We start from the raw sequence: 24,503 nt of genomic DNA on the forward strand, positions 1-24,503 counted from the left end.
TGGCAGGATGCGGCTGGTAGCAAGTGATATCGACGGAACAATCCTGGGTCACGACGGGAAAATCAGCGCCCGCACCGTCCGCGCGTTCCACGCCTGCCGGGATGCGGGCATCGAGCTCGTCTTCGTCACAGGCCGGCCGCCGCGCTGGCTCCACCCGCTCGAGGAGCAGCTGGGCCATACCGGCAGGGTGATCTGTTCCAACGGCGCCGTGGTGTGGGACCTGGAAGCGGACAAGCTCGTCTCTGCCCGGACGCTGACCACCGACGCCGTGCTGGAACTGCGCCGGATCATCAAGCAGCTACGGCCCGCTGCCCTGTTCGCCGCGGAAACCCTGGACGGCTTCCACCTGGAGCCCGGCTTCATTGAGAACGGCTCCAGCGAGCTGCTGGGCGAGTTCACGCCCGCCCCGCTGGCCGCGACCCTGGCCGCCGGTGAGGCCGTGGCCAAGTTCCTGGCCATTGTCCGGGAGGGCACCGCCGATGACTTCCTGGCGCAGGTTCGTCCAGCCGTTGCGCATCTGGCGTCCGCCACCCATTCCGCCCCCAACCTGGCGATGCTGGAGCTGGCCGTCCCCGGCGTCAACAAGGCGGTCACGCTGGCGGGGTACGCAGCGTCCCTGGGGATCGGGGCAGCCGACGTGGTGGCTTTCGGCGACATGCCCAACGACATCGAGATGCTCCGCTGGGCCGGCCACGGGTATGCCATGGCCAGCGGCCACCCCGCGGCGATCCGAGCCGCGGGCCGGCAGGCACCGCACTTCGATCAGGACGGCGTCGCCCAGGTCCTCGAGGAACGGCTCGCAGCCCTGGGCGTCCGGCTATAGGCCCGCTATAAGCCGGCTGTCAGCTGGCGCTCACCCGGCGTTCATCTTGGCTCCCTACTTTGGAGTAGGGAAACCGATGAGGGGGTAATGATGGGCAGAACCGCAAAACGCCACATGGTGGACGGGCCCGTGCGGAAGGTATCGCCGGCGCCGCACTGGAAGAAGCTCCGGCAGGGCGACCGGGTCCGTGTGGAGCTCGCTCCGGGCTTCGAAACCGGCGGAATCGTGGACGCAGTGACGGCGAACCACGAGGCCGTCTGGGTTAACCTGGACGACGGTGCGGGCCGCACGCTTCTGCACTGCAGCGACAGCGTGGACATCCGTCCCGGCGACGCCTGAAACTCCGGTACGCTCACGGGGTGAGCCTGCCATTTTTTGAGGACCATCCGGCCGCCCTGGCGCACCGAGGGTTCTCGCGCGAAGGGCTGGAAAACTCCATGGCCGCGTTCCGCGCCGCCGTCGAACTCGGCTACCGCTACCTGGAAACGGACGTGCACACCACGTCCGACGGCGTCCCGCACCTTTTCCACGACAGCACCCTCGAGCGCGTGACCGGCAGCCCGGGCAGGATCTCCGGCCTGACTGCGGAACAGGTGGCGGATGCCCGGATTGGCGGCACGGAGCAGGTTCCGCGGCTGGACGCCCTTCTTCTGGAGCTGCCGGAGGCCTTGCTTAACCTGGACGTGAAGGACTGGAATTCCGTCGTGGCAGTAGCGGCAGTCATCGAACGCCGCCAGGCGCACCACCGGGTCCTGGTCACCAGCTTCTCGGACCGCCGGCGCAGGGCGGTCCTGAAACGCCTGAGCCGGCCGGTCGCCTCGTCTGCCGGGTTAGGGCTGAGCGCCGTCTTTACGCTGCTGGGGCCTGCACTTCCCGCGCCGGTGTTCCGCCGGGTGATGCCGCGGATCCTGCACGACGTCCATGCCCTCCAGGTTCCCGTCCGGTACGGTCCGGTCCGTGTGGCCACGCCCGGTTTCATCCGCCGGGCGCACTCCCTGGGCCTGGTGGTCCACTGCTGGACCATCAACGACCCGGGCGAGATGCGGCGGCTGCTGGACCTCGGCGTGGACGGAATCGTCACCGACCGGGCGGACCTGCTGCGGGACGTGCTGATGGAGCGGAATCAATGGCCGGATGGTCCGGTGCGGTAATCGGTTGCGGTGGCCGACGGGTCCTGACCGCCCTCGGAAGGATCCGCACGCAACTCGTCAGGATCGCCTTCGGGCAGGCCGCCCGGGCCCGCAACGCGTCCCGGGCCCGGCGCAGCCGCGTCGGTGCCGCCGGTCCCGTCCTCCGCAATGGCTTCAGTTGGTTTGGAGCCGGATCTTTCCGCGTCCAGGCCCTGCGGGCTCGCCGAGACCGGACCGGGCGCCGCGCCCGTCTTCAGGCCCGGTGCTTTTTGCTTCTCCGCCTCCAGGGCGTTGGAGCCTTCGCTGATGGAGGAGTGGACTTCAACGTCATCGTTAGGATCAGTAGGCTCCGGAACGTTGGACTTTTCCACCGGGTCCGATGTCCCTGCGAGGTCTTCCATCGCGTTCTCCGCCGCCTTGCCGATGTTGTCGCCGATTCCCATGACTGTTCCTCCTGACATCGTGCGGGGCCACCATCGGTGGCACTGCCTTGCAGTTCCAGAATTATCAGCAGGCTTACATTTAGTCCAGTGCAAGACTGCCTGGACGGCGGACGCCGACACCCCGGTTTTCAGGAAGTTCCGCCGGCGGGCCTCATCCCGGATCCGTCGGCCGCGAGCTGCCGTTTCAGCCCGTCCGGATCCAACCGGGTATTCCAGCCGGCCCAGTCCTGCGGCCGCACGGACGGCCTGCCCAGGAGGTACCCCTGCCCGGCGTGAATTCCCAGCTCGGTCAGGGCCTTGAGTTCGCCCGGCGTTTCGATGCCTTCAGCCACCAGGGACGTTCCCACTTGCGCAGCGAAGTCAACCAGGCAGGCTGCAAGGGCGCGCTGGACTTCATCCGTGTCCACGCCGCTGATGACGTTGCGCCCCACCTTCAGGAAGTCGGGCTGCAAATGGATCATTCGGCTCAGCGCGCCGGCGCTGGGCTGGGTGTCATCGATGGCGATCCGCAGGCCCCTCTCGCGGAAAGGGTTAATGGCCGTCATGAACTGCAGGTATTCCGCGTCCGAAATGTCTTCGGTCAATTCGAGCACTACCCGATTAACCGGCAGGTCGATGTGCTCGAACAATTCGGGCAGCCGCGGGTCGATGCAAGACATGGGGGAAATGTTCAGGGAAACGTACAGGTGCTCGGGCAGGTCCCTTGCCGCAGCGGCAGCCGAACCCAGTGCGGCGAACTCAAGATTGGCCCCGAGCCCAACGGAAGCCGCCTCTGCAAACCACAATTCCGCGGCCGCGCCGTCGTCGCTGACAAACCGGGAGAGGGCTTCGGCGCCCACGACGGATTTGTCATTGAGTCCGTAAATCGGCTGGAAGGCCGTCATCAGCATCCGGCTTTGCAGCAGTGCGCTGATCCGGGACATGCTCCGGATGGCGTCCATCTGTTCGGCCAGCTTGGGCGGAATGACGGGAAGGGCTCGATGCGCTGTGCCGGCCTCCGGCGCATGGCGGGACCGCGGTTCGTCGCGGCGCGATTCCATGAGGTACTCCAGGAGCGCCCGTTCGGGAACTCCAGGGTTCTCTTCGAGGCTTCTGCTGAGGCGCTGGCGCACACCGGCGCCGGACGGATCAGTATCCGCCAAGACTCCGGCAATGATTCCCCATGCCTGTACCCGAACCGACATTAGCTACGCCCCCAGTTGACGAAGTAATGACCCAGTGGCCGTTTGATTCCCAAGTAAACGCCTTTGTAAAAATGGTGCCGCAAACGCCTTGATTTAGCGGCCATAAAAGCGGACACCGTTAGTTGATGGTATATCGGCGCAGCTAAAAGCGCAGTAGCCTTCGCTTTATTGGTTGGCGCGTTCCGTCAGGCTCGCCAGCACTTGGGGAACCTGTTCCGGCGGGACCGGCCGGCTGAAGAAATAGCCCTGAGCGCTGAGGCACCCGAGTTCGCGGAGCATGCCGGCCTGTTCGGCCGTCTCCACCCCTTCCCACACGGCTTCCAGCCCGCAGGCCCGAACCAGTTGCAGGACCGCGCCCACCAAGGCGGGCTGGGTGGGGTCGCTTCCGAGCCCGGAGAGCAGTGAACGGTCCACTTTGACCCGGTCCACGGGAAGCCGGCGGAGGTAGCTGATGGATGAGTAGCCGGTACCGAAGTCATCGATTTCCAGGCCGACACCCAGGCCCCGGAGCCCGCCGAGGGAGTAGCGGTCCAGCTCATTGCCGCGAACAATCGCTGCCTCAGTGAGCTCCAGGACCACCTGGCGGGGCAGCACCCCGGTTTCCTTCAGGACCTCCCGGACGTCCTCGATAAACTGCAGGCTCTGCAGGTCCGTGGCGGAGATGTTGATCCGCACGGAAAAGCGGCTGTCCACTACCGACGCCACCTGCCATTCTCGAAGCTGGTGCACGGCAGTCCGGAGTACCCAGAGGCCGAGCTCGGAAATGAGGCCCGCCTCTTCGGCCACGGGAATGAACTGGTCCGGCATGACCATTCCCCGCTCGGGGTGGTGCCACCGGACCAGGGCCTCCATGCCCTCGATCCGCCCGGTGCTGAGCTCCACCACCGGCTGGTAGACCAGCTCCAGGCCGTTACTCCGGATGGCGTTTCGCAGGTCCTCAACGAGCTGGCTGCGGAGCCTCCGGACAAGCAGCATTCCTGGTTCGAAGCGATGGAGCCGGTTCTGGCCCTCTGCCTTGGAGGCGTACATGGCCACGTCCGCCTCCATGAGCATGTCCTCGGGGCTTTGGCCGGAGCCCCCGATGCTGAGGCCGATACTTGCCCCGCACCTGATGGCGCGCCCCGGGACCTGGATGGGTTCGCCCACGTCCGCGAGGACCCGGTGGGCCACGATGTCCGCCTGGTCCGGGGACGCTGCAGGCATGACGATGGCGAACTCGTCCCCGCCCAGCCGTGCCACCACGTCCGAGGTGCGCACGGCGGTGCGCATCCGTTCCCCCACGGCCACAAGGACCTGGTCCCCGGCACTGTGCCCCAGGCTGTCGTTGATGGCCTTGAACCCGTCAAGGTCCATCAGGAGCAGCACCGGCCCCTCGCCGTCGGGTGCGTCCGCATCAATGGCGGAGCGGAGTGCCTCGAGGAGGGCGGATCGGTTGGCCAGCCCTGTCAGCGGGTCCTGCATGGCCATTTTTTGCATCTCCAGGTGCGCCTCGTGGAGCATCTGGGTGCGCACCTGGACGCGTTGTTCCAGCTCCTCGTAGATGATCTGGAGGTCTTCGGCCAGTAGATTCGTGCCCATGATGATGGCGTCGAGGTCGTCGCGCGCCGGTGAAACCTCGATGCGCGAGCTGAGGTCCCCGGAGGCCAGCCTGACGATGCCTTCCAGGAGATGGGAGAGCCGCGGGTCGTTGTCGGCAAACATCTGGTTCCTCCTCCCGCCCTCTCAGTTGGCCTGGTTGCGGGCAGCATCCAGCGGCAGGCTCACCGTCACGGTGGTGCCGGCGCCGAGTGTGGAGGCGACGTCGATGCGCCCGCCGTGCCGGGCGACGATGTCCTTGGTGATGGCCAGGCCCAGGCCGGTGCCGGGGATGGCTCCGGCCATGGCGTTGGATGCCCGGTAGAAACGGGTGAACACGTGGTCGATCTCCTCGCTGGAAATCCCGATACCGGTGTCAGCAACGCTGACGGTTGCCCAGCGGGTGCCGTCCGGCGCGGCATGCGATTCGCTGCCCACTTCGATCCGCCCGCCGCTGGGGGTGAATTTGATGGCGTTTGAGACCAGGTTGGTGAACACCTGCTGTAGCTGGACTTCGTCCCCCAGGATCTCCGGGTCTTCGGGGACCGGTTCCAGGGCGATGGTGACGTTCTGCTGCTGGGCCAGGGGCCGGAGTGCGGCGGCCACGAGGTCCAGGGTCTGGCCCAGGCGCACAGGGGTCAGGTGCATGAGAGTGTCGTCCAGGCCGTTGCGGGAGACGCTCAGCATGTCCTCCATCAGGGCCCGCAGCCGTTCGGTGTTCCGGACCACGATGTCCAGCATCTGGTGCACCTCGGCGGACACCGGCTCCTCGGCGCTTTCCTGGATCATGTCCAGGTAAGCGATGATCGAGGTCAGCGGCGTGCGCAGTTCGTGGTTGACGGTGGCCAGGAAATCGGTCTTGGCCTTGTCCAGCTCGCGCAGCTGCCGGACAACCTGCTGCTGGCTGCTGATCAGGTGGCTCTGGATGAGGCCGTGGGCAGCGTTTCCGGCCACGTGCTGGATCAGCCCGAGTTCGGTGCTGGACCAGGAACGCGGGCAGCCGAGCACTGTAATCCAGACGATGCCCAGTGACGAACTGCCCTCACCCAGCGGAACGGCCAGCGTTGAGACAGCACCGGCCGGCGCTGTCCGGGCCTCGTCGTCCGCGGTTTCCGCGGCCCCCGGGACAAGGCCGGACGCCGGCAGCGTCTCCGCTCCGGCCCAGAGCTGGTCCGCAATCTGCCGGGCCTCGCCTTCCTCCGGAAACATCGAATCCGGAACGGGGTCCAGGCCGGGCCGGGTCCAGTCCACGGTGAGCTGCGGAACCCGCGGGTCCTCGAAGGTTGCCAGCCTGACGTGGTCAGCCTGGAAGGTGCCGCCGAAGCCGGCAACCACGTGGTCGGCGATCTCCTGCGGATCATTGGTTCCCCGGACAGCTGCCGACACCTCGCGCAGCCGCTCGCGCAACGCTTCGGTTTCCTGCCGCGCGGCCCGGCGGCGCGCCAACATTCCGACCAGCGCATCGGCGCGGTGCACCAGCTCCTTGGGCGACGGCGGCTTAACGATGCCGTCCCGGACGCCAGGGCGCTCAAGGGCGGCCCTCTCTTCATGGCTGTCCAGGTCGACCAGGACCAGGACGGGGACGTCGGCGTCAAAACCGGCCAGTGGCGCATCCACCACGGCGACGTCGGGGACCTCGGCGGCCAGCAGCGCTGCCAGGGCGCCTGCGTCTCCGGCGGTCCGGACCGTGTAGCCCGCCCGGCGGAGTGCCTGGACGAGCATGGCCAACCGGGCAGCGTCAAGGTCTGCCACCACAGCGGCGCGGGGCGTCCGTGCATCCGAAGGCATGTCAGGCCCCACGATCCCCCTTCCCTCCCAGTTGAGTACATTGTAGGGGGATGCCGCGTTCAGGCTCCATGAAAGAGCGGGGAGGGGCAGTGATGCAACCAGGGACAGATCGCGGAAAACCGGTTCTCTTCCTCGACGACGGCGGTGTCCTGCAGCTGCGGTGGCCCCGGAATGCGACCATTACGGAAGACGATGCCGAGGCGGCCATGGATCGCGTCAACCGGCTTTGCGGCCAGGACCGGCACCCCATGCTCGTCGATATGGCCACGACGGAAAAGGTGAGCCGCGGCGCCCGGGCGGTCTTCGGGCGCCCGTGCCAGGCTTCCCGGATCGCGCTCTTGGGATCGTCGCCTGTGGACAAAATCATGGCGAATTTTGCCCTCGGCCTGGGGAACCGGCCCTGTCCCACGCGCTTCTTCACGTCCCGTGAGGACGCCATGGCGTGGCTGAAAGCGGATGGTGAACCCGCATGAATCCGTTTATGTCCACTGTGCGGAAATACCTGATGGCTCCCAGGCTGGTACGGCTGGCGAGCTCAGCCCCGAAGAACCGGCCGCTGGCTTGGGAGCGCTACTGGGCCGGGATCACGGGGGCCGGGGGCGGTGGCGAGGTGTTGTGGGATTCCGGGACGGACCGTGAATTCCTGGGTTACAAGGATGTGCTGCTCCGGCACTTCGACCCCGAACTCCCGGTGGTGGACGTGGGGTGCGGGCACGGCAGCTTCACCCGGGCCCTGGCAGGGTTGTTTCCGGAAGTTGTCGGCGTGGACATTTCGCGCCACGCTGTGGAGCGCGCCCGGGCGGAGCAGGCTTCGCCGGACGAGCGCTCAGGCAGCATCGCCTACGAGGTCCGCGACATGACAGTGCCCGGTGCGGGCGCTGGCCTGGTTGAGGCGGCAGGCGCCAACGTCTTCATCCGCGGAGTGCTTCATGTGCTCCGCCGTGACGACCAGGCGGCATTGGTGGAAAACCTGCGGATCCTGGCTGGTTCCCGGGGTGCTGTGTTTTTGGTGGAAACGAACTTCCGGGGCGGCCCGGTCTCGTATGCGTCCCACTTGGGTGCCACCGCCCGCGGCATCCCTGCTCCCCTGGAGCGGGCCATCCGCGGGCTGCCCATGCCGGGCCACTTTGGCCCGGAGGAACGCGCGCGGGTCCTTTCCCCCGCAGTGTGGGAGCTGCTCGAAGACGGTCCGGCGGTCATTGAAACCCATCCCCTGACGGGGCACGAGGGCCGGAACGAGGTGCCGGGATACTACGCGGTGCTGCGGCTGAGGTAGCGGACGCCTTGCCACTGCTGCGGCCCCGCAGTTTTCCCGCAAATTTGCCGTCAACCCAAGCGTCGAAACCCTATGGCAAGTAAACTTATTATCCAGCCTCTGGGGAAGGGATGAAGCTATGGTGCAGGACAGATCAGGAGCCGTCCGGGCAACAGCGCGCGACTTCGTCCCCGCCGGCGCCCTCCTGGCGATACTTCTCCCGCCCACCTACGGCAGCCACGTCACGGAGACGACGGCCTTCACGGTCCTCTCGGTCGAGGTGTGGTCCTCAGGGCTGGTGGTGAACGTGCAGCTGGCCTCGGACGTGGCGCCGGAGGCCCGGATCACCCTGCAGGACCACTTCGGCACGGAGTACACCCTGCGGAAGTCGGTCACGCTGGGTTCGCGTAACCTCCAGGTGTTCAGCCCGTCCCTGCCGGCCGGTGTCAGGAGCCTGACGGTCAAGGCGGCAGACGACGCCGGAGGCCGCCCCGCAGTCACGTTTGCCGTCCCGCTGATGTCCGCACCGGCAGAAGAAGCCGGCCCACAACTCCGCCGCCCCGCCTGAACAGCCCCGGTGCCAGCGGCACCGCCCTCCAAGGAAAGGCAACCATGCAGTCAACCACGGAATTCTCCCCTGCCACTGCCATCGTCACCGGGTCCGACTCCGGCATCGGCAAAGCCACCGCCGTGGCCCTCGCCGCCGCCGGGCTGGACGTGGGCGTGACCTGGCACTCGGACCAGGCCGGCGCCGAGGACACTGCCGCCGAAGTCCGTTCGCTCGGGCGGAAAGCGGCGGTGCGCCGGCTGGACACCACCGACCTCCGGGCGGCAGCCGGTGTCATCGACGCGCTGGCGGACGAGCTCGGCGGTGTGGACGTCTTTGTCAACAACGCCGGAACCGGGGACGGAACGCAGTTCCTGGACCTGGACGTGGAAACCTGGCAGCAGACAGTGGACACCAACCTCGGCGGCGCGTTCGTTTGCCTGCAGGCCGCAGCGCGCCGGATGGTCAAAGCTGGCCGGGGCGGCAGGCTCATCGCCGTCACAAGCGTCCACGAGTTCCAGCCGCGCGTCGGGGCCGCCGCGTACGATGCCTCAAAACACGGCTTGGCCGGGCTCATAAAGACCATCGCCCTCGAACTGGCCAAATACGGGATCACCGCCAACAACGTGGCGCCCGGCGAAATCGCCACCCCCATGACAGGGCAGGAGGATGAGGACCCGACGGCGAAGGACCGCCCGGGTGTGCCGCTCGGCCGGCCGGGGGATGCCCGGGAGGTGGCAGCGGTGATTGCTTTCCTCGCCTCGCCCGCCGCCAGTTACGTTACGGGGGCATCCTGGCCGGTGGACGGCGGCATGCTGCAGATGGGACCGCAGGCCGGATCGCACATCAGCAGCCACGAGTGGCGGGACGGCTGATCCTGCCGGACTGGCATGATGGTGCGCATGCGCATTTTGATCGCCCCGGACAAATTCAAGGGTTCCCTCACAGCGGCTGAGGCTGCCGCGGCCATCGCCGAAGGTGCCCTCCGCGTCTATCCCGACGCAGTGGCCACCCAGTTCCCCATCGCGGACGGCGGGGAAGGAACCCTGGAAGCGGCCGTGGCCGCGGGGTACGAGGAACGGCTGCACGCCGTAGTCGGCCCCATCCTGGCGCCCACGGGTGCGGCCTGGGCAATCCGCCGGACCCCGGAAGGCGCCGTCAGCGCGGTCATCGAGACAGCGCAGGCCTCGGGCCTGGCGGAAATGGAACCCACACCGCAGAACGCACTGCGCGCGCACAGCTACGGCTGCGGCCAGCTCATTGCCGCTGCCCTGGAGGCCGGTGCCACGGAAATCGTCCTCGGCCTGGGCGGGTCCGCCATGACCGACGGCGGCAGCGGCGCCCTCCGCGCCCTCGGCCTGAAGCCCCTCGACGCCGCTGGCAACATCGTGCCGCTGGGCGGCGGGTCGCTTGCTGACGTGGCCGCCCTGGACGTCTCCGAACTGGATCCGCGTCTGGCCGCCACGCGGTTCCGCATCGCCGTCGATGTCCGCAACCCGCTCTACGGCACCTCCGGCGCCGCCCACGTTTTTGGGCCCCAAAAGGGGGCGGACCCGGACGCTGTGGAAATGCTCGACGCCGGGCTCCGCAACTGGGCATCGGTCCTCCGGGAAGCCACGGGCCGGGACGTCAACGTCCCGGGGGCAGGCGCCGCCGGTGGCTTCCCGGCGTCGTTCCTTGCATTTACCGACGCCGTGCTGGAAGGCGGCTTTGCGCTGGTGGCCGGTCTGACCGGGCTCGCCCGCCAACTCGCCGAAGCGGACCTTGTGATCACCGGCGAAGGCTCCATGGATTCGCAGTCGCTGACCGGCAAGGCCCCGATTGCTCTCGCCCATGCGGCCCGGGAGCGGGGCATTCCCGCGGTGGTGGTTGCCGGCCGGATCCTCGTCAGTGCGGAGGATCTGGCTCAACACGGCATAGTGGCGGCCGCCCAGCTGCTGGATGTTGCCGAAGGTCCCGAGGATGCGGTCGCCAACGCCGCCCGGCACCTGGTGCGTGCCACCGCACAGGTGCTCGAGGGCGCCTAGCGCCTACCGGCCCTAAACGATGGTGGTTTTGCCGCGGCGGCGCCACCAGACCAGCACCACGACCAGGGTGGCCAGGGCAATTGCTCCGATGACCCATGGGGCGAAGTCCAGCCTGCTGTCCTCCTTCTGCGCAGACTCGCCTGTCCCCGGGTTTGCCGGGCCGGTGGATGCCGTGTCGCCCGGGGAAGGAGTGGGCGTGTAACCGGCCAGCGGTACCAGGGTTCCGGCCGTGCCGGCCCGGCCGGCGTCGGCTGCTACCGAAACGGCAGCGGACCCCGGAGAAGCGTGCGCAGTTCCTGCGGCCAGGGCGGGAACTGCGGCAAGGACCAGTGCCAGCAGGACGGGACGGAGGATGTTGCGCATGGTCAGGCTCCTGTTTCGTAGTGCGGTTCGGCCACCGGCTTGGATTCCGGCGATCCCTTTTCACGGAGATAGACGGAAGCGCCCACCAGGACGGCCACCGCCAGGAATTCGCTTTGCCAGTTCTGGAACGATTCGAACCAGAACCGGCTGGTGCCGATGTACTGCAGGACGGTCACGGCCGGTTCGCCGTGGCTTTGCTGGTCCTGGCTGTAGGCCTCGGCGCCGCCGACTGCGTGGAAGCTGAAGGACGCCAGGAACAGCACGAAAAGCAGGATGGACAGTGAGTGCTCGTAAAGCTTCAGCACTGCGCCGCCGCGCTTCACCGGCCACGGGGTGGTCTTCTTGATCGCGGCCTGCCGCGGGTCTTCGTCCTGGGGCGCGTCCTTGCCCATCGGCTTGGACTCTGAGGAACCCTTTTGGAACAGGAAGACCGTCAGCACCACGTACATGGCCATCTGAAGGAACTCTGATTCCCAGTTCTCAAAGGTGGCCTCCATGAATTCACCGGTGCCCAGGAACTGAAGGACGGAGACGGCGGCTTCACCGTGCGCCTGCTGCTCCTCGCTGTATGATGCCGCCCCGGAGAGGATCATCCCTCCGAAGAACACCAGGAACAGGACTGTGTTTGCGATGAGGAGCCCGTGTTCTTTGGCCCATTTGCCCATGCTCACTCCTCGGTTTTGGCGGTCGGCGCGGAATTCTCCTCAGCGTTCCTGTTCAAGTGCAGAGGAATGTACACCAGCAGCACCAGCAGCAGCGCCAGGAGCACGCCACCTGCGGTGAGTCCGGCTTCCCGGCCAGCGGTGACATCAAAGACCAGTGAGGCGGTGCCCACGCTCAGCAGGCCAACGCCGGCCAGGGCGATCTTGGCGATGGCGTCCGCGCTGTTCACCAGGGTCTCCTTGAGCCGTTTCCGGAAGAGCCGCCGATGGACGCTGACGGGCAGCAGAATGAAGGCCGTGGTCAGCGATGCGACCACGACGTTGGCCAGGTAGAGCGTCACCTGGTAGTCGTCCAGCGTCCTGAAGCGCTCCTGGAATGGCAGGGTCAGCAGGAAGCCCGCGAGGATCTGGACGCCGGTCTGCAGCACGCGCAGTTCCTGGAGAAGCTCGCCCCAGTTGCGGTCCATGCGTTCTTCGCGGGTCTCGTTCCTGCCTGTCGCGTCCCGATGATTTTCCACCTCTGGCATCCGTTTCTCCTCTCCATGCGGTGCTCCGCTAGTTCAGTTCTACTCCCCACTTACCCAGAAACAAGCCCGGCATTGCGCCTGTGTCCAGGTTTGGTAAGTTTACTGATTACTGCTGGCGGGCCGCGGAGTTCCGCGGACCGGCCCAGGAACTCCATCCGCAAACGCACACCAGGAGGAACCATGACGCAGGAAAACCAGAACGTTGACCCGGAGGCTGCCGGCGGCTACGGCACGCCCACGGCGGAGCAGGAACTGGGCGGCAGCCAGGAATCGGGGGCAGTGGACACCAATGCGCCCCAGGTGGAACCCGGCGTGCAGCCCGTGCCCAGGGACCCGGCCGCGCCGCTGGGCGGGGACGCGGACACGGGGGCGGATACAGGTTCTTCCGGCGGGGCGGACCTTCCTTCGAGCGCTGCGGAAATAGACGAATCCAACGACGATTCAAAGGGCTCGGCGCCGGTCTCCTCGGAGTCGGGGGAGGAAGCGGCCGGGCTTCCGGACGGCAGCGGCAGTGACCTTCCGCAGGAGGAAACGCCCAAGGACGACGACGGCGAGAGCTTCGACGCCGGTTAATCACCGCGACCGGGCGAGACCGGGGCCAAAATCAAACCTCCCCGAAAGGCGGCCGCCGGACGTATCCTTAGTACAGGGTTTTGCAGTGGGCCTGGGCGCTACCAACAAGGCTGGAACATGGCCGCTGAACCTACGGGGCAGGTTGGCTGGGGACCGCTTCCAGTACCCGCGGAGCCGGTCTTCGACAGCAAGGATGTTGAGGACTACCTCCAGGAAGAAACCTGCGACTTCATGCGGGACATCAACGGGGACCGCCGCGGCATCGGCTGGGCGGCCATCCTCTTCCGGCTGGGCACTTCCAGCACCATTGCCGCCAGCACGGACCAGGCGCGCCAGGCGGACCGTGAGCAATGCTCCTTCGCCGACGGGCCGGTCATGGAGGCGCTGCGCAACAACGCGTTCGTGTTGGTCTCGGACCTGGGCCGGGACCGGCGCTGGCCGGGGTACGCCAGCGCCGCCTCCGCCCATGGGGTGCAGTCGCTGCTGTCGGTGCCCCTGGTATCCGAGAAGTCCGCCAGTGCCGCCATCAACCTGTACGCGCCGTCACCTCACGCGTTCACCAGCGACGACCTGATGAGCGCTGCCGGCTATGTGCGCCATGTGGCCCGGGCGCTGCGGGTAGTGGTCCGCATTGCCGAGCGTGCCGAAGCGGCGGCGGGTGCCGCCGTCGTCCATGGCTCTTTGGTGCTTGTGGACCTGGGACTGGACCGGGCCTCGCTCAGCGGTTCTTCGGAGCGCGCTTCGGGCCGCCGGTGACGGGGACCGGGTCGGTCTCGGGCTCGGCCACGGTGCCGCGGGCCTTCGCGATGGCTTTCATGCCGTGGTAGATGACCAGCGCCGCGGCTGAACCAAGTGCGATGCCCGTGAAGGTCAGTTCGCCGATGGTCCAGGTGTAGTCCGCAATGCCGATGATCAGGGCCACGGCCGCGGTGGTGAGGTTGACCGGGTTGGCGAAATTCACCTTGTTCTGGACCCAGATCTTCACACCCAGGATGCCGATCATGCCGTACAGCATGGTGGCCGCGCCGCCCAGGACGCCCGGGGGAACGGTGGCAATGAGTTCGCCGAACTTGGGGGAGAAGCTCAGGATGATGGCAAAAATGCCTGCTACCCAGTAGGCCGCCGTCGAATAGACCTTCGTGGCCGCCATGACGCCGATGTTTTCCGCGTACGTGGTGGTGCCGGAGCCGCCGCCGAAGCCGGCCAGGACGGTGGCAGCGCCGTCGGCCATGAGGGCGCGGCCGGAGACGCCGTCCAGGTTCTGGCCCGTCATCGCGGCAACGGACTTCACGTGGCCTATGTTCTCCGCCACCAGCACCAGAACGACGGGCACGAACAGGCCCAGGACGCCGAAGTGGAATTCGGGCGTCTGGAACTGGGGCAGGCCGATCCAGGCGGCGGCGTCCATCTTGTCGTAGCTGACCTCGCCGCGGAGCATGGCCACGAGGTAGCCCACCACCACGCCCACCAGGATGCTGAGCCGGCCCACAATGCCCCGGAACAGGACACTGACCAGGATGATGGTGGCCAGCGTGATGACTGCGGTGATCGGGGCCGCGTCGAAGTTTTGCTTGGCAGCCGGGGCCAGGTTCAGGCCGATGAGGGCCACGATGGCGCCGGTGACGATGGGCGGCATCAGGCGGTTGATCCATTCGGCGCCGAACTTCTGCACAATGGCGCCCACGAGGGCCAGCGCGGCGCCGGCCAGGACTACGCCGCCCAGCGCGCCCGCTACGCCGAACTGCTGCTGCGAGGCCATGATGGGGGCGATGAAGGCGAAGCTCGAACCCAGGTAGCTGGGGACCCGGCCCTTGGTGATCAGCAGGAACAGCAGGGTGCCGATGCCGGAGAAGAACAGCGTGGTGGCCGGCGGCATGCCCGTGATGATCGGCACCAGGAAGGTGGCACCAAACATGGCCACCACGTGCTGCATGCCCACGCCGATGGTCAGGGGCCAGGCGAGCCGCTCGTCCGGGGCCACCACGTGGCCGGGCTTAATGGACTTGCCGGTGCCGTGCAGCTTCCATTTGATTCCGAGCATGCTCATGGGGGTGGCCTTTCGGGGCTTGCAGAGGGGTGCCGCGGGGCGGAGGGGGATCTGGACCAGAATACAGTGAAGCCCGGACGGGACGGAGGACACGGCCGGGGACCAGGCCCGTGCCATTTACGAACCGGGCAAGTTCCCCCCCGACGCTCTCTCACTTAATGCGGGTTTCCCCCCGACGCTCTCTCACTCGACGCAGGGACAACAGTTCACAGTGAGAGAGCGTCCGGTTTTAAGGCGCATTAAGTGAGAGAGCGTCCTGGGGGGATGGGAGACTGGGGCTATGCCTGCGCGGAACACGAAACCACTGCGGAACCTCATTTTTGTGGCGTTTGTGGAAGAAGTCGCGGAGGAACAGGTCTTCCTCCGGACGGACTGGCCGCTGCACATCACGCTGGTGAGGTTCGACGCCGATGCCTCCACGGGCGGCGACCCCGCCGCAGCGGTGGCGGCGGCTGCCGATGCGCCTGCCCGTGCAGCCCTCGGAACCATGCTACGGATAGGGGAGGACGCGGGCTTCGGCCGCGACGGCTCGGTCCCCGTCAGCCTCGTCGAAGCCCAGCCGCAACTCCAGACCTTGCACGAGGAGCTGGTCCGCGCCGTATCCGGCCAAGGCGGCCGGATCCTCACGCCGTACCACACGCTTTCCGGCTACCGGCCGCACGTCTCCCACCGCGGCACGACGCCGGACACAAAGCGCCTCCGCCCGGGAGACGCCGTCGTGCTTGGCCGCATTGCCCTGGTGGACATGGCCCCCGGCGGTGACCGCACCATCCGGCGCATCCTGCGCCTTTGGCGTTAGGCGATGACGCTGTCCACCAGCGCCTTGGCCTCGGCCTGCACCTGCTTGAGGTGCTCCTCGCCCCTGAAGGACTCGGCATAGATCTTGTAGACGTCCTCGGTGCCGGACGGGCGCGCAGCGAACCAGGCGTTTTCCGTCACCACCTTCAGCCCGCCGATCGGCGCACCGTTGCCGGGGGCCTCGGTGAGCTTCGCGGTGATCGCCTCGCCCGCCAGTTCCGTCGCGGTGACGTCCGACGGCGAGAGCCTGCCGAGTGCCGACTTCTGCTCCCGCGTGGCGGCGGCGTCGATCCGGGCATAGACAGGTGCGCCGAACTGGTCCGTCAGCCCCTTGTACAGCTGCGACGGTGTCTTGCCGGTGACGGCCGTGATCTCGGAGGCCAGCAGCGCCAGCAGGATGCCGTCCTTGTCCGTCGTCCAGACGCTGCCGTCCTTCTTGTTGAACGAGGCGCCTGCCGATTCCTCGCCGCCGAACGCGCCCTCGCCGGACAGCAGGCCGGGCACGAACCACTTGAAGCCCACCGGAACCTCCACCAGCTTCCGGCCCAGGCTATGGGCCACGCGGTCGATGATCGAGGAGGAGACCAGGGTCTTGCCCACCACCGAGTCGGGGTTCCAGCCACGACGGTTGCGGTAGAGGTAGTCGATGGCGACGGCGAGGTAGTGGTTCGGGTTCATCAGCCCGCCCACCCCGTCAACCACCGGCGTCACGATGCCATGCCGGTCGGCGTCGGCGTCGTTTCCGGTGGCGATGTCGAAGGCCGAACCGCCCGCGGTGGCCGTGCCGCCGTCGGACATCCGCTTGATCAGCGACGCCATGGCGGACGGGGAGGAGCAGTCCATGCGGATCTTCTCGTCCCAGTCCAGTGTCATGAACGCCCACTGCGGATCAACGGTGGGGTTCACTACGGTCAGGTTCAGGTGGTGGCGCTCGCCGATTTCGCCCCAGTAATCCACGGACGCGCCGCCCATGGGGTCCGCACCGATCCGTACCCCAGCGTCCCGGATGGCGTCCAGGTCCAGCACGGACGGGAGGTCGTCCACGTAGCTGCTGAGGAAGTCGAACTTGCCGGTGCTGTCCGCGGCCAGCGCTTCCGCCACGGGAATGCGCCTGACGCCGCGGAGGTCACTCTCGAGCAGCTCGTTGGCCCGGTTGGCGATCCAGCCGGTGGCGTCGGAGTCCGCGGGGCCGCCATGCGGGGGGTTGTACTTGAAGCCGCCGTCGGCGGGCGGATTGTGGCTTGGGGTGACTACGATGCCGTCTGCCTGCGGAGCGCCTGCCCCGGCCTTCCGGTTGTAGGTAAGGATGGCGTGGCTGAGCGCCGGAGTGGGGGTGTAGCCGTGCCGCGCGTCGATGAGGACGTGGACACCGTTGGCTGCGAGCACCTCCAGTGCCGAGTTCTGCGCGGGTTCGCTCAGCGCATGGGTGTCCTTGGCCAGGAACAGGGGACCGGTGATGCCTTGGCCGGCGCGGTACTCAACGATGGCCTGGGTGATGGCCACGATGTGCCGTTCGTTGAACGACGCCTTGAGGCTGGAACCGCGGTGGCCCGACGTTCCGAACGCCACCCGCTGGCCCGGGTCTGAAAGATCCGGGGTGATGTCGTAGTACGCGTCAAGGAGCGCAGTGATGTCAACAAGGTCCTGGGGGAGGGCAACTGTACCCGCGCGGCTAGCCATGGGACCAGCATGCCAGAGACGCGCCCGCGCCAAAACGGACAGTCCAGCATCCGGCCTCCTGTGACGGCGGAATGTCATGCAAGTAGTGCACCTGAGTACCGGGGCCGCAAAGTACTTATGTTGCGCGGGCTGCGGGCTTTGTTAAGTTCGAAGAAATCCAGCGAAAGACCCGGAGAACAACGGACGACGGCGCCCTGCCGCCACCGGGGTCTCCGGCAGGGGGCAGGGGCGGCCATGGGGGCAACAGGCGCGGGAGCAGCCGGCGGGACCGGTGGCGCGGCCGCCCGCGGCCCCGGCGCCGCGGGCACCCTCGATGAAGCGTTGGCCGAGCTCGTTCCCCGTGGTTGGCAACAGTTTCACGGGACCAATTGGCCCGGACGGCCGCAGGCGAGCCTGGACCACGTCCTGGTGGGGCCGGGCGGGATCGTGGTGGTGGACACCAAGGACTGGGCCGGCGAGGTGCGCGTGGTGGCCGGGGCCCTCTGGCAGGACCGTTACGCGCGGCCGCAGGCGGTGGAAGGGGCCCTCGCCCAGTGCGCTGCCCTCACCTCGGTGGTGGCGCCGCAGTACCGCAGGCTGGTGCGGCCGCTGATCTGCATGACCGCACAGCACGACCTCTTCGGAATTACGGCGACGGATGTGGCGGTGGCGGGACCGGCCCAGGTGGTGCGTGCCGTCGGATTGTTGCCCCGGGTTCTGGACCAGGACGCTGTTGCAGGCATATGTAAGTCGCTTGGCCGGGTGCTGAACGGTGACCAGCAGCCGGGAATCACGGGATTCCCCCGGCTGCCGGGGGCCTCCGGGAGGAGTAAGGCGCCACGTACGCCTGACACCGGCGGCGGTTATATTCCCCAAACGGAATGGGATCCCTCGCGGTTGGGACGGCCCGCTGTGGCCCACCCCGGCCGCATCGCCGGACCGCGCTTCGGGGCAGCGGCTGCAGCCAAAGCCGCCCTGCTGGCCGCCCTTGTGGTTTTCGCGGTATTCTTCCTGCCGCCTTGGGGCCTTTAGCCGGTCACGCCGCCGGTAGGCTGTAGCCACCATTTGAGGGGGAAAGACCTTGTCCAACCAGCCGCCGCCATGGCCCGGCCAGCAGCCGCCCGCGTACCAGCAGCCGCCCGCGTACCAGCGTTATCCCGGGGCTTATGGCGAGCAGTATTACTACGCCATGGCGGATCAGCCGAAGCCCCTGAGCATTGCAAGCCTGGTCTGCGGCATTGCCTCGGTCATCATGGGCTGGCTCCTGGTGCCCCAAGTGGCCGCCATCATTACCGGACACCTTGGCCTGAGGCGCGAGCCTGGCGGGCGTGGACTGTCCATCGCGGGCCTGATCATGGGCTACCTCTTCCTCCTGGGGTATGGTGCCCTGTGGCTGCTGCTCCTCATCGGACTGGCCGTCTTCCGGGCAGAAACCTACTACTCGGCCTAGAAGCCCAACTGGTGCGCTACCTGAAGCAGGAGCCCTTCGGACCCCGTGGGGCCCACCAGCTGGATGCCCATGGGGAGTCCCTGTCCGGCCGCGCCCCCGGTCCAGTGGACGGGAATTGTGATGGCCGGCAGGCCTGCCACGTTCACCATCGAGGACCAGGGCGCGTATTCACACTGCTTCCGATAGTCCTCGTCGGCATCTCCCGGCCACTGTGCGGAGGGCCAGCGCTCGCCGCCGTGTGCGGTGCCGGTAAACCAGCCCACCGGACGGGGGGTCTGGGCCAGTGCAGGGGTGAGCATCAGGTCCCACTGGGCGTACTGGGGCACCGTGTCGTGCTGGAACTGCCGCAGGAGCGCCAGCGACTCCTGCAGTTTCGCAGGGCTGCGCTGCTGTGCCCGCCGCCGGAAAGTGCGGGTCAGGGGTGCCAGCAGGGGTTCGCGGTGGGGGCTGATCCGGGCACTGCCCACCCCGGCCGTCCAGGCGTTCGTGAACGCCTCCGGGTAGCGGTTGTCATAGCGGACCACCGACTCGTCCACCACGTGCCCGGCATGTTCCAGCAGCTCCCGGCCCGCCTGCAGCGCATCCAGGGCTTCCTGGTCCGGCGTGAAAGGAAATGAACCGGCCCAGGGGCTGTCCAGCGTGGACCCGATCCGCAGGCGCACCGGGCCGCGGCCCAGGCTGTCCAGATAAGTTGCCCCCGGGACCAGCGCGTCCATCATGAGGGCTGCGTCGGCCGCGGTCCGGGCCAGTGGGCCGGAGGTCACCAGCCGCGCGGGGTCGCCCTGGTTTTCACCTGCGGGAACCAGCCCGCGTCCAGGCTTTAACCCCACCAGGCCGCACGCTGCCGCGGGAATGCGGACCGAACCGCCGCCGTCGGACCCCGGCGCAAATGGCACAAGGCCAGAGGCCACCGCGGCAGCGCTTCCCCCCGAGGACCCGCCGGAACTGCGGCTGGGCGCGTGCGGATTGCGCGACGGCGGCGCGATGCGGTTTTCGCTGTAGGCTGTCAGCCCGAACTCAGGCACCTGCGTCTTGCCCAGCGAAATGGCTCCGGCACCCTTGAGGAGGGCCACAAGGGCGCCGTCCGCGGCCGCCGGTTTCTGGTCCAGGGCCGCGCTCCCGTGCGTGGTAACCACGCCGGCCACATCCGTCAGGTCCTTGAACGCCAAGGGCATGCCGAGCAGCGCAGGAAGGCTGCCGGACCCTGTGCGGCGCAGGGTATCGGCGGCCCGCGCGTCCTTGCGTGCCTGTTCCGCCGTCACCGTTATGAAGGCGCCCAGCAGGGGGTTGCGCTGTTCAATCCGGGACAGGAAGTGGTCCACCGCCTCCAATGCCGAAACCTCACCGTGCCGCAGCGCGTCCCGGAGGCGCACCGCGGAAAGGTCGTGAAGCTCGGCCAAGGGGGTCCTCCTTCGGGTCTCCCGAAAGCCTAGCCTGACGCCGGCCGGTCCTCACGGCCCGGGTGGGACTACGCTTAAAGCAGCTCCCATCGGCTGCGAGACAGGATTCCCATGAGCGACTTCGATACCGTCCCCGTCAACGACCTCCCTGATGGTGCCGTCCTGCTGGACGTGCGCGAGGACTACGAATGGGTGGCAGGCCACGCAGAGGGTGCCCTGCACATCCCCATGGACCAGCTTCCCGCCCGGCTCGGAGAGCTGGATCCGGACCAGGACCTCTATGTCATCTGCCGCACGGGCGGCCGGTCCTTCCGCGCAGCGCAGTGGCTCACCGGCCAGGGGTACACCGCCATCAACGTGGCCGGCGGCATGGACCAGTGGCTTGAAGCCGGCCGGCCGCTGGTCTCGGACAACGGCCTGAAGCCGATCATCCTCTGATGCCCGGCCCAGCCACCTACGCTTTCCTGGGACCCGAGGGTACGTTCACCGAGGCGGCACTCCTGCAGGTTCCGGCGGCGCTGCAGGCGAACCGGGTGCCGGCGTCGAACGTTAATGCCGCCCTGGACCAGGTCCGCGAAGGCCTTGCGGACGCTGCGATGGTACCCATCGAGAACTCGGTGGAGGGCGGCGTCACGGCGACGCTGGATGCCATCGCCAGCGGCACGGAACTGCGTATCGTCCGCGAAGTGCTGGTGCCTGTCAGCTTTGTCCTCGTGGCGAGGGAGGGCGTCAGCCTGGGCAACGTGCGCCGGGTCTCCACCCACGGGCACGCCTGGGCGCAGTGCCGGTTGTGGGTGGACGCGAACATTCCTGCAGCCGAATATGTGCCCGGCTCCTCCACAGCCGCCGCGGCAATGGGCCTCCTCGAGGACGACTGCCACTACGACGCTGCCATCTGCTCGCCGCTGGTGGCGCAGAATCAGCCGGGACTCTCGGCCCTGGCCGAGAACATTGGCGATAACTCCGGCGCCGTTACCCGGTTCATCCTGGTGAGCCGCCCTGGAATGCTGCCGGAACGGACCGGCGCGGACAAGACCACCGTCGTGGTCCCCCTTCCGGAAGACCGCCCGGGTGCCCTCATGGAAATCCTGGATCAGTTCGCCAGCCGTGGCGTGAACCTGAGCAGGATCGAATCCCGGCCCACGGGACAGTTCCTGGGGCATTACTTCTTCAGCATCGACGCCGACGGCCACGTCCGCGACGCCCGGGTGGCAGATGCGCTCGCCGGGCTTCACCGGATCAGCCCGGCCACGCGCTTCCTCGGCTCATATGCCCGCGCGGATATGGAGAAAACTGCCGTTGAGCCGCATATGTCGGACGGGGCGTTCAATGCTGCCCGTTCCTGGGTGGCAGCCATCCTCGATCCGGACAACGCCGCAGGTGGGAGCGCTGTGCGCACTTCGCCCACAGCGTAGATAAATGCCCTTCGAAGTACTTCCCCGGGCTGTGGACAATGCGTATGCTTACTTGATCCATACGGGGGATGGCCCCTAACGAAGGGAGCGGGTCATGACAACCAGCAACACAAATGACGGTCAGGGAATGATCGTCAACCCCAAGCCGGCCGGGGACAACCAGGACTGGGACGGCGACGAAGCTGACCGGGCGGACCGCCTGCGTTTCGAAGAGGAACAAGCCATGATCCGCGAGCAGTCCGAAGCCCGCGCAGCGGCCAAGGCCGCGGGGCATGACCATAAGGCAGCCAGCGCCTGACCGGGGAGTCTTAGTCCCGTCCCTTGACCCTGACCAGCAGTGACCTGGGCTCCACCTGTACCGTGACGCGGGTTGCCTCCCCGGCCGTGTCCCCATCCAGCTGGGTGGGCATTGGCTCAGGGCACTCGATGATGATCTTCCGGGACCGGTAAACGGTCATGATCGGCAGTTTTCCGCGGTGCTTGGACATGACCTTGACGTACATCAACAGCCAGCCGAAGGCGCTTCGCGGACTCATGACCACCACGTCCAGCATCCCATCGTCGATCATGGCCTGCGGGATGAAATCGATGCCGCCCGGTACAAGGCCGCAGTTTGCGAACAGGACACTGCGGATATTCCTGACCTGCGCAGGACTGCCGTCCAGGGAGATGCTGACCTTCTTCCGGCGGCCGGGAAGATGCCGGACGCCGGCCTCCGTGTAGGCCAGCCACCCCACAGCCCTTTTCAGGCCATCACTTGTATCCGCCAGAACCTCAGCGTCCATGCCGATGCCGGACATGACCAGGAACACGTGTTCGGACTGGTGGCCGGTCCGGGAATTCTCGATCCCCATGCGGGCGGTGTCGATGTACCGCTGCCTCCCGAAGAGTGCCGTGTTCACGCTGGAGTGCAGGTCGCCCACGTCCAGCTCCAGGTTCCGGGCCAGCAGGTTGCCCGTGCCCAGCGGAATCAGTCCCATGGCCACTCCGGTACGGACCACGGACTCAGCCACCACGCGGACCGTGCCGTCTCCGCCACCCACCAGGACGACGTCGGGCTTTCCTGCCAGCGCCGCCTGCACCTGGCTGAAGCCCGGGTCTTCGACGGTGGTTTCGAAAAACTGCGGGTCTTCCCAGCCCGCCGCGAGGCAGGCGCGCTGGATGGTTGCCCGGGCCTCGGCGGCGCGCGGCTTCGCGGGATTAAGGATCACGGCAACCCGCTGCTTGCTGAGCCCGGGTTCTATGGCATCCCCGCCCACCGTGCTCCGGATATGCAGAGCCCGAAGCCGCCGCACGCCCCACCAGCTTGAGATGGCGAAGGCAAGCGCCATCCCGATCAGCAGGTAAAGGATCCAGTCACTCATGGTGCTTCAACAGTAGCCCGGCGGAAGGCGCCGCGTTCCGGGCGCAAAGGCCCCTCCAGCCGTCGTGCGTTCAATTGGATACCCTTAGGGGGTGATCGACGTAAAAGACCTCAGCGAAAACCCGGACAAATTCCGTGCAAGCCAGCGCGCCCGCGGCGCCGACGAATCAGTGGTGGACGCGATCATCGCCGCCGATTCCGCCCGCAGGGCAGCGCTGATCCGGTTCGAAAACCTGCGTGCCGGGCAGAACGCCTTCGGCAAGAAGGTGGCCCAGGCCAAGGGCGAGGAAAAGCAGGCGCTGTTGGCCGAGGTCAAGGAACTGGCTAACTCGGTCAAGGCCGCCTCCGCAGAGGCCGACGCCGCGCAGGCCAAGCAGGAGGAGCTCCTGCGGACCGTACCCAACCTGGTGGAGGACGGCGTTCCGGCCGGTGGCGAGGACGACTACGTGGTCACCAAGACCGTTGGCACGCCGCGCGAATTCTCCGACTTCGAGCCGAGGGACCACCTGGAAATCGGCGAGCTGATCGGCGCGATCGACATGGAACGCGGCGCCAAGGTATCCGGTGCCCGCTTCTACTTCCTCCGCGGCGTGGGTGCGCGGCTGGAGATGGCGCTGCTGCAGATGGCCATGGACCAGGCCATCGAGAACGGGTTCGTCCCCATGATCACCCCCACCCTGGTGCGTCCGGAGACCATGCAGGGCACCGGCTTCGACGTCAAGCACGACGCCGAGATCTACCGTCTCGCCGAGGACGACCTTTACCTGGTGGGTACCTCCGAAGTGGCACTTGCCGGATACCATGCGGACGAGATCCTGGACCTGTCCGCCGGTCCCATCCGGTACGCCGGGCAAAGCTCCTGCTACCGCCGCGAGGCCGGCTCCCACGGCAAGGACACCCGCGGCATCATCCGCGTGCACCAGTTCAACAAGGTGGAGATGTTCATCTACACCACGGTCGAGGAAGCCGCCGCCGAGCACCTGCGGTTGCTGGCCTGGGAAGAGGAGATGCTGGCCAAGTGCGAGTTGCCCTACCGGGTCATCGACACCGCTGCGGGAGACCTCGGCATGTCCGCGGCCCGAAAGTACGACTGCGAGGCTTGGGTCCCCACCCAGAACGCCTACCGCGAGCTGACCTCCACCTCGAACTGCACCACGTTCCAGGCCCGCCGCCTGAACATCCGTGAGCGTGCGGTGAATTCCGAGGGCGTAGCCAAGGGCACCCGCGCCGTGGCCACGCTGAACGGCACCCTTGCCACCACCCGCTGGATTGTGGCGCTGCTGGAGCACCACCAGAACGCCGACGGCTCCGTCAACGTGCCGAAGGCGCTGCAGAAGTACCTGGGCGGCCTCGAAGTCCTGCCCGTCCTCTAGTCCCGGCCGTGTTCGCGGATCCAAGCCTCAAAGGCCCGGATCCGCGAACACGCTTCGATGAAGACGGCGGGAAAGGTTAACACTCACACCGGGGATAACCC

General features: G+C 67.3%; 28 protein-coding genes. 17 read left to right on the forward strand and 11 right to left on the reverse strand.

Going from position 1 to position 24,503, the window contains the following annotated elements:
• The first annotated feature begins 7 nt into the window (after positions 1–7).
• From ACIQCN_RS07010 to ACIQCN_RS07020, 3 genes are all read left to right on the forward strand, one after another.
• Positions 8–823 (forward strand): HAD family hydrolase, encoded by an 816-nt coding sequence (locus tag ACIQCN_RS07010; RefSeq protein ID WP_400607804.1) that lies wholly within the window; start codon positions 8–10, stop codon positions 821–823.
• A 90-nt stretch (positions 824–913) separates the two neighbouring features.
• Positions 914–1,162 (forward strand): hypothetical protein, encoded by a 249-nt coding sequence (locus ACIQCN_RS07015; protein ID WP_400607898.1) that lies wholly within the window; start codon positions 914–916, stop codon positions 1,160–1,162.
• Positions 1,163–1,182: 20 nt separating this feature from the next.
• Positions 1,183–1,974: a glycerophosphodiester phosphodiesterase family protein gene (locus tag ACIQCN_RS07020; RefSeq protein WP_400610119.1), complete on the forward strand. Its 792-nt coding sequence runs from the start codon at positions 1,183–1,185 to the stop codon at positions 1,972–1,974.
• Here ACIQCN_RS07020 and ACIQCN_RS07025 read toward each other — a convergent pair.
• The 4 genes from ACIQCN_RS07025 to ACIQCN_RS07040 all read right to left on the reverse strand — a co-directional run bounded on the left by ACIQCN_RS07025 (position 1,947) and on the right by ACIQCN_RS07040 (position 6,943).
• Positions 1,947–2,396 carry a hypothetical protein gene (locus ACIQCN_RS07025; RefSeq protein ID WP_400610121.1) on the reverse strand — a complete coding sequence of 150 codons (450 nt, stop codon included), beginning with the start codon at positions 2,394–2,396 and terminating at the stop codon, positions 1,947–1,949. The two genes, ACIQCN_RS07020 and ACIQCN_RS07025, sit on opposite strands and share 28 nt — an antisense overlap.
• Before the next feature lie 128 nt (positions 2,397–2,524).
• On the reverse strand, positions 2,525–3,580 hold the full coding sequence (locus ACIQCN_RS07030; protein WP_400610123.1) for an EAL domain-containing protein: 1,056 nt from the start codon (positions 3,578–3,580) through the stop codon (positions 2,525–2,527).
• Positions 3,581–3,745: 165 nt separating this feature from the next.
• Complete coding sequence (locus ACIQCN_RS07035; protein ID WP_400610125.1) at positions 3,746–5,281, reverse strand: putative bifunctional diguanylate cyclase/phosphodiesterase; 1,536 nt, start codon at positions 5,279–5,281, stop codon at positions 3,746–3,748.
• Between the two features lie 21 nt (positions 5,282–5,302).
• The gene (locus ACIQCN_RS07040) at positions 5,303–6,943 is read right to left on the reverse strand and encodes an ATP-binding protein (RefSeq protein WP_400607795.1); all 1,641 of its coding nucleotides are present in this window, start codon (positions 6,941–6,943) and stop codon (positions 5,303–5,305) included.
• Positions 6,944–7,035: 92 nt separating this feature from the next.
• On the opposite strand from ACIQCN_RS07040, the gene ACIQCN_RS07045 reads away from it, so the two are divergent.
• From ACIQCN_RS07045 to ACIQCN_RS07065, 5 genes are all read left to right on the forward strand, one after another.
• The gene (locus tag ACIQCN_RS07045) at positions 7,036–7,416 is read left to right on the forward strand and encodes an STAS/SEC14 domain-containing protein (RefSeq protein ID WP_400607794.1); all 381 of its coding nucleotides are present in this window, start codon (positions 7,036–7,038) and stop codon (positions 7,414–7,416) included.
• Positions 7,413–8,219 (forward strand): class I SAM-dependent methyltransferase, encoded by an 807-nt coding sequence (locus tag ACIQCN_RS07050; RefSeq protein WP_400610127.1) that lies wholly within the window; start codon positions 7,413–7,415, stop codon positions 8,217–8,219. The genes ACIQCN_RS07045 and ACIQCN_RS07050 overlap by 4 nt, the downstream gene beginning before the upstream one ends.
• A gap of 118 nt (positions 8,220–8,337) precedes the next feature.
• Positions 8,338–8,766, forward strand: a complete 429-nt coding sequence (locus ACIQCN_RS07055) for a hypothetical protein (RefSeq protein WP_400607790.1) — start codon at positions 8,338–8,340, stop codon at positions 8,764–8,766.
• Between the two features lie 44 nt (positions 8,767–8,810).
• Positions 8,811–9,620, forward strand: a complete 810-nt coding sequence (locus ACIQCN_RS07060) for an SDR family oxidoreductase (protein WP_400610129.1) — start codon at positions 8,811–8,813, stop codon at positions 9,618–9,620.
• A 27-nt stretch (positions 9,621–9,647) separates the two neighbouring features.
• A complete protein-coding gene (locus ACIQCN_RS07065) occupies positions 9,648–10,772 on the forward strand; it encodes a glycerate kinase (protein WP_400610131.1) in 1,125 nt (374 codons plus the stop codon).
• A 12-nt stretch (positions 10,773–10,784) separates the two neighbouring features.
• Here ACIQCN_RS07065 and ACIQCN_RS07070 read toward each other — a convergent pair whose 3' ends face one another.
• Genes ACIQCN_RS07070 through ACIQCN_RS07080 form a run of 3 tightly spaced genes read right to left on the reverse strand, consistent with a single transcriptional unit; the run spans position 10,785 to position 12,324 of the window.
• The gene (locus ACIQCN_RS07070; RefSeq protein ID WP_400607783.1) at positions 10,785–11,135 is read right to left on the reverse strand and encodes a LuxR family transcriptional regulator; all 351 of its coding nucleotides are present in this window, start codon (positions 11,133–11,135) and stop codon (positions 10,785–10,787) included.
• Between the two features lie 2 nt (positions 11,136–11,137).
• On the reverse strand, positions 11,138–11,800 hold the full coding sequence (locus ACIQCN_RS07075; RefSeq protein WP_400607781.1) for a DUF6766 family protein: 663 nt from the start codon (positions 11,798–11,800) through the stop codon (positions 11,138–11,140).
• A 2-nt stretch (positions 11,801–11,802) separates the two neighbouring features.
• Positions 11,803–12,324 (reverse strand): DUF6328 family protein, encoded by a 522-nt coding sequence (locus ACIQCN_RS07080; RefSeq protein WP_400607779.1) that lies wholly within the window; start codon positions 12,322–12,324, stop codon positions 11,803–11,805.
• 180 nt (positions 12,325–12,504) lie between these two features.
• Between ACIQCN_RS07080 and ACIQCN_RS07085 the strand changes: the two genes are divergently transcribed.
• Both ACIQCN_RS07085 and ACIQCN_RS07090 read left to right on the forward strand, forming a co-directional pair.
• Positions 12,505–12,897 (forward strand): hypothetical protein, encoded by a 393-nt coding sequence (locus ACIQCN_RS07085; RefSeq protein ID WP_400610133.1) that lies wholly within the window; start codon positions 12,505–12,507, stop codon positions 12,895–12,897.
• Positions 12,898–13,014: 117 nt separating this feature from the next.
• Entirely contained in the window at positions 13,015–13,653 is a 639-nt protein-coding gene (locus tag ACIQCN_RS07090) for a GAF domain-containing protein (RefSeq protein WP_400610135.1), read from the forward strand.
• On the opposite strand, the gene ACIQCN_RS07095 is transcribed toward ACIQCN_RS07090, so the two are convergent.
• Positions 13,616–14,944 (reverse strand): uracil-xanthine permease family protein, encoded by a 1,329-nt coding sequence (locus tag ACIQCN_RS07095; protein WP_400607772.1) that lies wholly within the window; start codon positions 14,942–14,944, stop codon positions 13,616–13,618. The genes ACIQCN_RS07090 and ACIQCN_RS07095 overlap by 38 nt on opposite strands.
• 280 nt (positions 14,945–15,224) lie before the next feature.
• Here ACIQCN_RS07095 and ACIQCN_RS07100 point away from each other — a divergent pair, with 280 nt between their 5' ends.
• Positions 15,225–15,743, forward strand: coding sequence for a 2'-5' RNA ligase family protein (locus ACIQCN_RS07100; RefSeq protein WP_400610137.1), 519 nt, complete (start codon positions 15,225–15,227; stop codon positions 15,741–15,743).
• Here ACIQCN_RS07100 and pgm read toward each other — a convergent pair.
• Positions 15,740–17,422 (reverse strand): phosphoglucomutase (alpha-D-glucose-1,6-bisphosphate-dependent), encoded by a 1,683-nt coding sequence (gene pgm, locus ACIQCN_RS07105; protein ID WP_400610139.1) that lies wholly within the window; start codon positions 17,420–17,422, stop codon positions 15,740–15,742. The genes ACIQCN_RS07100 and pgm overlap by 4 nt on opposite strands.
• A 234-nt stretch (positions 17,423–17,656) precedes the next feature.
• Between pgm and ACIQCN_RS07110 the strand changes: the two genes are divergently transcribed.
• Both ACIQCN_RS07110 and ACIQCN_RS07115 read left to right on the forward strand, forming a co-directional pair.
• Complete coding sequence (locus tag ACIQCN_RS07110; RefSeq protein WP_400610141.1) at positions 17,657–18,433, forward strand: nuclease-related domain-containing protein; 777 nt, start codon at positions 17,657–17,659, stop codon at positions 18,431–18,433.
• A gap of 49 nt (positions 18,434–18,482) precedes the next feature.
• Complete coding sequence (locus ACIQCN_RS07115; RefSeq protein WP_400610142.1) at positions 18,483–18,851, forward strand: DUF4190 domain-containing protein; 369 nt, start codon at positions 18,483–18,485, stop codon at positions 18,849–18,851.
• Here ACIQCN_RS07115 and ACIQCN_RS07120 read toward each other — a convergent pair.
• A complete protein-coding gene (locus ACIQCN_RS07120; RefSeq protein WP_400610144.1) occupies positions 18,848–20,251 on the reverse strand; it encodes an amidase in 1,404 nt (467 codons plus the stop codon). The genes ACIQCN_RS07115 and ACIQCN_RS07120 overlap by 4 nt on opposite strands.
• A 111-nt stretch (positions 20,252–20,362) precedes the next feature.
• On the opposite strand from ACIQCN_RS07120, the gene ACIQCN_RS07125 reads away from it, so the two are divergent.
• The 3 genes from ACIQCN_RS07125 (at position 20,363) to ACIQCN_RS07135 (ending at position 21,964) form a co-directional block, all read left to right on the forward strand.
• Positions 20,363–20,689 (forward strand): rhodanese-like domain-containing protein, encoded by a 327-nt coding sequence (locus ACIQCN_RS07125; protein WP_400607758.1) that lies wholly within the window; start codon positions 20,363–20,365, stop codon positions 20,687–20,689.
• Entirely contained in the window at positions 20,689–21,666 is a 978-nt protein-coding gene (gene pheA / locus ACIQCN_RS07130; RefSeq protein ID WP_400610146.1) for a prephenate dehydratase, read from the forward strand. Before ACIQCN_RS07125 ends, pheA begins: the two co-directional genes overlap by 1 nt.
• 94 nt (positions 21,667–21,760) lie before the next feature.
• The gene (locus ACIQCN_RS07135; RefSeq protein ID WP_400607754.1) at positions 21,761–21,964 is read left to right on the forward strand and encodes a hypothetical protein; all 204 of its coding nucleotides are present in this window, start codon (positions 21,761–21,763) and stop codon (positions 21,962–21,964) included.
• Between the two features lie 10 nt (positions 21,965–21,974).
• Here the strand turns inward: ACIQCN_RS07135 and ACIQCN_RS07140 are convergent, their stop codons facing one another.
• The gene (locus ACIQCN_RS07140) at positions 21,975–23,030 is read right to left on the reverse strand and encodes a diacylglycerol/lipid kinase family protein (protein ID WP_400607752.1); all 1,056 of its coding nucleotides are present in this window, start codon (positions 23,028–23,030) and stop codon (positions 21,975–21,977) included.
• Positions 23,031–23,121: 91 nt separating this feature from the next.
• Between ACIQCN_RS07140 and serS the strand changes: the two genes are divergently transcribed.
• Entirely contained in the window at positions 23,122–24,402 is a 1,281-nt protein-coding gene (gene serS, locus ACIQCN_RS07145) for a serine--tRNA ligase (protein ID WP_400607749.1), read from the forward strand.
• The last annotated feature ends 101 nt before the right edge of the window (positions 24,403–24,503 follow it).

Source organism: Pseudarthrobacter sp. NPDC092424 (genome assembly GCF_044754925.1).
Taxonomy (GTDB): Bacteria; Actinomycetota; Actinomycetes; order Actinomycetales; family Micrococcaceae; genus Arthrobacter.